Annotated in this window: 7 protein-coding genes; 3 read left to right on the top strand and 4 right to left on the bottom strand. The window is 44.1% G+C overall.

Going from position 1 to position 8,164, the window contains the following annotated elements; translation table 11 throughout:
* Positions 1-319 precede the first annotated feature (319 nt).
* Genes pgsA through uvrY form a run of 3 tightly spaced genes read right to left on the bottom strand, consistent with a single transcriptional unit; the run spans position 320 to position 3,416 of the window.
* Positions 320-877, bottom strand: a complete 558-nt coding sequence (gene pgsA, locus ACED41_RS11090; protein WP_017061490.1) for a CDP-diacylglycerol--glycerol-3-phosphate 3-phosphatidyltransferase — start codon at positions 875-877, stop codon at positions 320-322.
* 46 nt (positions 878-923) lie between these two features.
* Positions 924-2,756 (bottom strand): excinuclease ABC subunit UvrC, encoded by a 1,833-nt coding sequence (uvrC, locus tag ACED41_RS11085; RefSeq protein ID WP_029235668.1) that lies wholly within the window; start codon positions 2,754-2,756, stop codon positions 924-926.
* Positions 2,757-2,771: 15 nt separating this feature from the next.
* Positions 2,772-3,416, bottom strand: coding sequence for a UvrY/SirA/GacA family response regulator transcription factor (gene uvrY, locus ACED41_RS11080; RefSeq protein ID WP_371724961.1), 645 nt, complete (start codon positions 3,414-3,416; stop codon positions 2,772-2,774).
* 426 nt (positions 3,417-3,842) lie between these two features.
* Here uvrY and ACED41_RS11075 point away from each other — a divergent pair, with 426 nt between their 5' ends.
* Positions 3,843-6,206 (top strand): DNA polymerase II, encoded by a 2,364-nt coding sequence (locus ACED41_RS11075; protein ID WP_102333648.1) that lies wholly within the window; start codon positions 3,843-3,845, stop codon positions 6,204-6,206.
* 93 nt (positions 6,207-6,299) lie between these two features.
* On the opposite strand, the gene ACED41_RS11070 is transcribed toward ACED41_RS11075, so the two are convergent.
* Positions 6,300-7,067 (bottom strand): hypothetical protein, encoded by a 768-nt coding sequence (locus ACED41_RS11070; protein ID WP_017061494.1) that lies wholly within the window; start codon positions 7,065-7,067, stop codon positions 6,300-6,302.
* A 137-nt stretch (positions 7,068-7,204) separates the two neighbouring features.
* Between ACED41_RS11070 and yeiP the strand changes: the two genes are divergently transcribed.
* Entirely contained in the window at positions 7,205-7,774 is a 570-nt protein-coding gene (yeiP, locus tag ACED41_RS11065; protein ID WP_017055115.1) for an elongation factor P-like protein YeiP, read from the top strand.
* A gap of 10 nt (positions 7,775-7,784) precedes the next feature.
* Positions 7,785-8,114, top strand: coding sequence for an HI1450 family dsDNA-mimic protein (locus ACED41_RS11060; protein ID WP_004741258.1), 330 nt, complete (start codon positions 7,785-7,787; stop codon positions 8,112-8,114).
* Positions 8,115-8,164 lie beyond the last annotated feature (50 nt).

Genomic DNA, 8,164 nt, shown 5'->3' with positions numbered 1-8,164 from the left:
AACCGAGGTCCACGGATTTGCAATCCGCTGCATAGCCACTCTGCCAAGGCGCCTTAGTAACTCCAATCGAATCGCTCATTGCCATCCTCTTGGGTACGGGATGCATTCTACGGATTCAGACGATTGAGTCAATATTATTTTTGTATTTTTAATTCGTTTGAATAGATTTCATACGAAACAGGCCAAATAGCTGACTTTATGTTCAAAACACACTGTGAGCGGGTTATTCAAAGGAGATCTATATCACATTAGATATCCACTATTGATAACTTAACCTTAGGTTAAAGATCAAAAAAGCGAGCCTCAGCTCGCTTCTTCATCAATGATGTTTTTCGTCTAACAAATCGTCTTTGGCAGCCATCAAGTATTGTGCCATTGACCAATAAGTAAGAACGGTGGCGACATACAGTGCAATGTAACCTACCCACACCATCCAGTCGTCGTATCTCCAGATAAGTACCCAAAGAGCGAACATCTGAGAAACCGTTTTGACTTTACCAACCCAAGATACCGCAACACTTGCGCGTTTACCGATTTCAGCCATCCATTCACGAAGCGCTGAAATGATGATCTCACGAGCAATCATGGTCACGGCTGGAATAGTTATCCAAATAGAGTGGTAATGCTCTGTAATCAGGATAAGAGCCGTAGCGACCAACACTTTGTCAGCCACAGGGTCAATGAAGGCACCGAAGCGAGACGTTTGCCCTAACTTACGAGCTAGCATGCCATCTAGCCAATCAGTGAAACCGGCTACCCAAAACACCATCGCAGCAGCGAAAGGAGCCCATTGATAAGGTAGATAGAAAACGACAACGAATACTGGGATCAAAAATAGTCTCAGTAAGGACAAAATGTTAGGTATATTCAAACGCATATTATTGGGCTCTTATTAATTGCGCTTTAATGGTGCGGGATTTTTACTATTGTTTCAATGCTTGATAAATGTTTTCTGCCAAAGAATGACTAATGCCCGGCACTTTGGCTATTTCTTCGACAGTTGCACGCTTAAGTTCTTGTAAGCCACCCATATATTTCAGCAAAGCTTGACGACGTTTAGGTCCTACCCCTTCAATTCCTTCCAAAGCACTGGTTCTGCGCGTTTTACCACGTTTCGCCCTGTGCCCTGCAATCGCATGATTATGGCTCTCATCACGAATGTGCTGGATAAGATGCAGCGCTGGTGCATCGCTAGGTAAATTAAACTCTTCACCTTCAAGGGTTACCAAAGTTTCTAAACCCGGTTTACGCGTCACGCCTTTCGCAATACCCATCATTCTTGGTCTAAACGGCCAATCACCCCAATATTGAGAAATGATCTCATGAGCGCGGTTTAGCTGACCTTTACCACCATCGATAAAGATGATGTCTGGGATCTTGTCGACATCGAGTTGCTTCGAATAACGTCTCTCAAGCGCCTGAGCCATCGCTGCATAATCATCGCCACCTGTAATGCCGGTGATGTTGTAACGACGGTACTCTGGTTTAACCGGGCCTTCTTGATTGAACACCACACACGACGCAATCGTGCTTTCACCCATGGTATGACTGATATCAAAACATTCCATGCGCTTGATAGCATCCATCGACAGCACTTCTTGGAGCTCTTTGAAGCGCTGATTAATCGTCATCTTGTGATTAATCTTGGTGGTAATAGCCGTCAATGCATTGGTATTAGACAATTTAAGGTAACGACCTCGAGTACCTGAAGGGTTGGTATTGAAGTGAATCTTACGACCCGCTACTTCACACAAGGCTTCTTGAATCGGTGTGACATCTTCCATCAAATCGGCATTGAGAATCAAACGGGTTGGGATGGTTCTCGCTTCACTATGCGCAAGATAGTATTGGCTTAAAAAGCTCGAAAAGACCTCTTCTCGCACCGTATTGTTGGGAATTTTAGGGAAATGGCTTCTACTGCCTAAAACCTTGCCTTGGCGAATCATCAAGATATGAATACACGCTACGCCATTCTCTTGAGCAAATCCCAACACGTCCATATCTTCCATTGAATCGTCAGATACGTATTGTTGTTCTTGCACACGTCGAATCGCTTGGATTTGATCACGGAAAGCGGCAGCTTGTTCAAAACGAAGCTCACGGCTTGCCTTGTCCATTTTGTCGATGAGCGTCTCAAGGACTAATTTGTCTTTCCCTTGCAGGAACAGACGAACGTAGTCGATAAGTTCACTGTACTCTTCATCAGAGATGATTGAGCTAACACATGGCGCAGCACAACGACCAATCTGATACATCAAACACGGGCGCGTTCTATTGGCATAAACCGTATCTTCACACTGGCGGGCAGGGAAAATCTTTTGGATTAGGTGTAGCGTCTCACGCACAGCGCCGGAATCAGGGTAAGGACCAAAGTATTCGCCCTTTTTCTTCTTAGCACCACGGTGCATCGACAAACGAGGATGCTTGTGACCGCTAATAAAAATATAAGGGTACGACTTATCATCACGCAAAAGTACGTTGTATTTAGGCAAGTACTGCTTGATGTAGTTGTGCTCAAGAATGAGCGCTTCTGTTTCCGTGTGCGTTACAGTGACATCGATCTTGTCAATATTACTAACTAGAGCGCGTGTTTTTTCACTGTCGACTTTTTTACGGAAATAACTGGAAAGGCGTTTTTTGAGGTTCTTAGCTTTACCGACGTAAATAACGGCAGCCTCGGCGTTATACATTCGATAAACGCCGGGCTGCTCTGTTACTGTCTTGAGGAATGAGACTGAGTCAAACAAGTTGGTCACTATACGATCTCAGTGTTAAAGGGTCTCAGTGTCTAACATTCCATGTCTAATCGCTAAATGCGTCAGCTCTACATCGCCACTGATATCCAGCTTACTGAACAAGCGGTAGCGGTAACTGTTGACTGTTTTAGGACTTAGATTGAGTTGTTCTGAAATATCCGTCACTTTCTGACCTTTGGTAATCATCATCATGATTTGAAGTTCACGTTCAGATAAGTCTGCGAATGGATTTTCAGACGCAGGCGAGAATTGGCTCAAAGCCATCTGCTGCGCAATTTCTGGTGAAATGTATCGTTGGCCACTATTAACCACTCGAATTGCATTTACCATTTCATCCGGACCTGCCCCTTTAGTAAGGTAACCAGCAGCTCCAGCTTGCATCACTTTAGTTGGAAACGGATTTTCCGTATGAACAGTTAAAACGATGATTTTAACATCAGGGTTGAAACGCAAGATCTTCTTGGTTGCTTCTAAGCCACCAATACCAGGCATATTCATATCCATCAAAATAACGTCAGTATTGTTAGTACGACACCATTTTGCAGCACCTTCACCGCTTTCAGCTTCCCCTGCTACGTTCATTCCACGGACGTCTTCAATAATACGTCGTATCCCTGTGCGAACCAGCTCGTGATCATCTACAAGGAAAACATTTATCAAACTTGTATCTCCACACTATTAATTGGCTCTGCAACCACTGTGTCATTTCATCTGTTTGAAACAATTGAACAAAGGAACAGTGGATCGCAGCATTGAGTACATCTTAACTTAATTACTAAAAAAAAGCTCTGTTGAATATGTGCTGAAACACGAACTTTAGCAAGTACTTATTAACAAATAAGCTAACTAAAACAACAAGCTTTTTCTAAAAATCAACCAGTTAAAACAACACCCAATAAAATTACATAAGATAAAGATATTTTCAATACCATTGAATAACCATTCGCGACAATTTCACTTATTTGCTTATAGAGTCCCGTTATTTGCCTCTACTAACTAGAATTTAGTTAGTATTTTTACTGCCTTTTGTGCGCAGAGGGTCGCTAGATGGTAGTATTCGATTCCCCATTTCAATAGGTTACTACATTGGATATTCAGCAAGGCTTTGTACTCACAAGACAAGCAAGAGATTTTTCAGGGCGCACACAAATCGACTTGTGGTTAAGCACCCCTCAAGGCCCTACTCTGCTGACGATTCAAAATGAAAAACCGGTATTTTTTGTCGCTCAATCTGACGTTGAGGCATGTCAGGCAATCGCAGCGAAAGAGTCGATCGATTGCCAATTTAAGCCTCTAGAATTAGCCACATTCGAGCAAACACCTCTCGCCGCGTGTTACACCTCACTGTCGAGAAGCAGCTTTGGTTTAGCGCAAGCCTTTCACAACGAAGAAATCCAAACCTTTGAAAGCGATATTCGACTCGCCGATCGATTCTTGATGGAACGTTTTATCAAGGGAAGTATTGAGTTCACCGGATCTGCTGTGCAAAAAAATCAGCATCGTCGAGTCTCAAACGCAAAATGCCGAGCAGGTGATTACTTACCCAGTCTATCTGTGGTCTCGCTTGATATTGAGTGTTCGGAAAAAGGCGTGCTTTATTCAATTGGCCTAGACAGCCCGATGGACAGCCAAGTAATCATGGTCGGCGAAGCACAACAAGCTGAAACCAATATCCAATGGGTTGCCAACGAGAAAGCGCTACTTGAAGCCATGATAGCTTGGTTCTCTGAATTTGATCCTGACATCATCATTGGCTGGAATGTTATCGACTTCGATTTTAGGCTGCTGCACAAACGTTCAGAATGGAACGAAGTGAAGCTCAACATCGGCAGAGACAACCAACCGAGCTTTTTCCGCAGTTCTGCTCAAAATCAGCAAGGTTTTATCACGATTCCGGGGCGCGTTGTCTTGGATGGTATTGATATGCTCAAGACAGCGACCTACCACTTCCGTTCTTGGTCTCTTGAGTCGGTATCGCAAGAGCTGCTTGGGGAAGGCAAAGACATCCATAACGTTCATGACCGTATGGATGAGATAAACCGAATGTTTAAGTTCGATAAACCCTCACTCGCTAAGTACAACCTTCAAGACTGCGTACTGGTAAACAGCATCTTCGAGCACACTCACCTACTCGACTTCGCGATTGAGCGCTCTCGATTAACCGGTGTTGAGCTGGATCGCGTTGGTGGCTCTGTTGCGGCCTTTACTAACTTATATCTGCCTCAAATCCACAGAGCGGGTTATGTCGCACCGAACTTAGAGCCAGAGAATTGGATTGCGAGCCCCGGCGGTTATGTGATGGATTCAATTCCCAATCTGTACGACTCGGTTTTGGTACTCGATTTTAAGAGCCTGTATCCATCGATCATTCGCTCGTTTCTGATTGACCCTATGGGACTAATTGAAGGGTTGAAGCTTGAACTAGGCCCAGCAGAAAACCAAGCCGTTGATGGCTTTCGAGGTGGGCAATTCCACCGCTCTAAACACTTCTTGCCCGAGATGATCGAAAACCTTTGGGCTGCACGTGATGTGGCGAAGAAGAACAACGAGAAAGCGTTCTCTCAGGCGATTAAGATCATCATGAACTCATTCTATGGTGTGTTAGGTTCGTCTGGTTGTCGTTTCTTCGATACCCGGTTAGCGTCTTCAATTACCATGCGTGGACATGAGATCATGAAGCAAACCAAGGTTCTGATCGAAGACAAAGGCTATCAAGTGATTTACGGCGATACCGATTCAACCTTCGTGTCTCTGAACGGCAGTTATGATCAGCAAAAAGCAGACGAGATCGGGAACACACTGGTCGCTTACATCAACGATTGGTGGACGAATCACTTAAAAGAGACCCACAACCTAACCTCAATACTCGAATTGGAATACGAGACTCACTATCGCAAGTTTCTAATGCCGACCATTAGAGGTTCAGAAACCGGCTCGAAGAAACGTTATGCCGGATTAATCACTCAAGGCGATAAAGAAAAGATCATATTTAAAGGGCTTGAGAGTGCACGCACCGATTGGACACCTCTCGCACAGCAATTCCAACAAACCTTGTATGAGATGGTGTTTCACGATCAAGATCCAACCGACTACGTCAGACAGTTTGTTGATGAAACCTCTGCTGGCAAACATGATGATTTATTGGTGTATCAAAAGCGCTTACGCCGCAAATTACATGAATACCAAAAGAACATTCCGCCGCAGGTTCGCGCAGCTCGTATGGCCGATGAGATCAATGCTCAGTTAGGGCGCCCTCTTCAATACCAAAATAAAGGACGCATTGAGTATTTGATTACTCTGAGTGGCCCTGAGCCCAAGGAGTATTTAAAGAGTGGTATCGATTATCAGCACTATATCGACAAGCAGATTAAACCGGTCGCAGAGGCAATACTGCCCTTCATCGGTTTAGACTTTGAAAGAGTTAGTGGGCAGCAGTTGGGTTTGTTCTAGCACTATATTCAATATGCTCTTAAAACGAAAAAAGCAGAGATATGTTCTTCAGCACACTCTGCTTTTTAGTATCAATGGATCGGTTATAAATCTCTATCCGATTCTGAACTCGGTTTTCTGATACTGCTTAATCAACCACTCACCAAAGCCATCAAGAATACCGATCACCGAACGTTTAGGGATTGGTCGACCAGAAAGTAAAATGCCCAACCTTTGGATTTCGACTTCTCGATCTGGGTGATACTTCAAGAACTGTTGGCCACATTCAACAGGATCATCGTACCAATATTTATCGCGGTACATCACCAGTGAGTAACTCGCCCGTAGAAGCTTCTTGGCAATAATCACCTGCGCAGCGACTTGTTGTTCTGGCGTTGTCGCTCGTGCGATCTTGTTGCGATACACCGCCAACCAGTTTTCCGCATCCATATTCCAGTGCTTAGCGATTTCCCAACTTGTTTCAAAATCACCATAGCAGTCTGATAAGTCTTCACCATGCACACACACGGCTAAATGCTTGAGCATAAAACCCCAAGTGAAGATATTGTCGAAATCGACTATCTCACTCACTAAGGTAGTTTTTATCGCCACTTGAGTTACCTGCGGGAAGCTCTTTTGGAAACGCCATTTGATGGTGTTCAACAAAGTGGTTCGTTGGTCAGGAAACGGTCGATGGGTCACCACAACCACATCTAGATTGGAGCGACCGAAGACGGCTTGCTTACGAGCCACACTGCCATAAATATAAATACTGTGCAGATTAGATCCTAACCCACCTTTTAGAAAGGTAATCAGATCGTTAACCACAGGTTGAAATTCAGGTTGAAAAGGCTGTGTTGGGTCAATAACGGGTAGCTGCATAGGTCGTTTCGGTAAATAAAATAATGATTTAACTATAACTCTATGATCGCCTAGGTGACTTTATGATTCAAGCTATTCCTATTTATAGCATCTCCGAGATATAATCAGCGGATAGACCCACTAAGGACAAACACAAAATGCCTAGAGCAAGTGAAATTAAAAAAGGTTTTGCTATCACAGTAGAAAGCAAAACAGTGATCGTTAAAGATATCGAAGTAACAACACCAGGCGGCCGTGGCGGCCAAAAGATTTACCGCTTCCGTGGTAACGATGTAGCAACTGGCGTTAAAACTGAAGTTCGCCACAAGGCTGACGAAATTGTTGAAACTATTGACGTAACTAAGCGTGCAGTAATGTTCTCTTACGTTGATGGCAACGAGTACATCTTCATGGACAACGAAGATTACACACAATTCATCTTCAACGGTGAGACTATCGAAGACGAACTACTGTTCATCAACGAAGAAACTCAAGGCATGTACGCGATCCTTATCGACGGCAACGCTGCAACGCTTGAGCTACCAACATCTGTTGAACTAGTTATCGAAGAGACTGATCCTTCAATCAAAGGTGCATCAGCGTCTGCTCGTACTAAGCCTGCTCGTCTTTCTACAGGTCTTACTATTCAAGTACCTGAATACATCGCGACTGGCGACAAAGTAGTAGTAAACACTGCTGAACGTAAATACATGAACCGCGCAAGCTAAGATACTTATTATGACCGAAGCTAACGACCTAATGTCTTATGACGACGCAATTGACACTGCATACGACATCTTCCTAGAGATGGCACCTGACAACCTAGAGCCTGCAGACGTGATTCTTTTCACTGCTCAGTTTGAAGATCGTGGCGCAGCAGAGCTTGTTGAAACTGGCGATGATTGGGTTGAACATGTTGGCTTTGAAGTCGACAAAGAGATCTACGCTGAAGTGCGCATTGGTCTTGTGAATGAAGCTGATGACGTTCTAGACGACGTATTTGCTCGCATGTTAATCAGCCGTGATCCCGAACATAAGTTCTGTCACATGCTGTGGAAACGTGACTAATACCGCTGTTGACGCTCATCAGCATGAGTAAACAAGTATTCATGTAAGCG

The sequence above is a fragment of the Vibrio sp. 1F255 genome (genome assembly GCF_041439145.1).
In the GTDB taxonomy this organism is placed as follows: domain Bacteria; phylum Pseudomonadota; class Gammaproteobacteria; order Enterobacterales; family Vibrionaceae; genus Vibrio; species Vibrio crassostreae_C.
This window is presented reverse-complemented; position numbering and strand designations above follow the sequence as displayed.

Coding starts and splice junctions, on each gene's coding strand:
- pgsA (WP_017061490.1), bottom strand. CDS start 877: ATGCGTTTGAATATACCTAACATTTTGTCCTTACTGAGACTATTTTTG.
- ACED41_RS11060 (WP_004741258.1), top strand. CDS start 7,785: ATGACCGAAGCTAACGACCTAATGTCTTATGACGACGCAATTGACACT.
- yeiP (WP_017055115.1), top strand. CDS start 7,205: ATGCCTAGAGCAAGTGAAATTAAAAAAGGTTTTGCTATCACAGTAGAA.
- ACED41_RS11070 (WP_017061494.1), bottom strand. CDS start 7,067: ATGCAGCTACCCGTTATTGACCCAACACAGCCTTTTCAACCTGAATTT.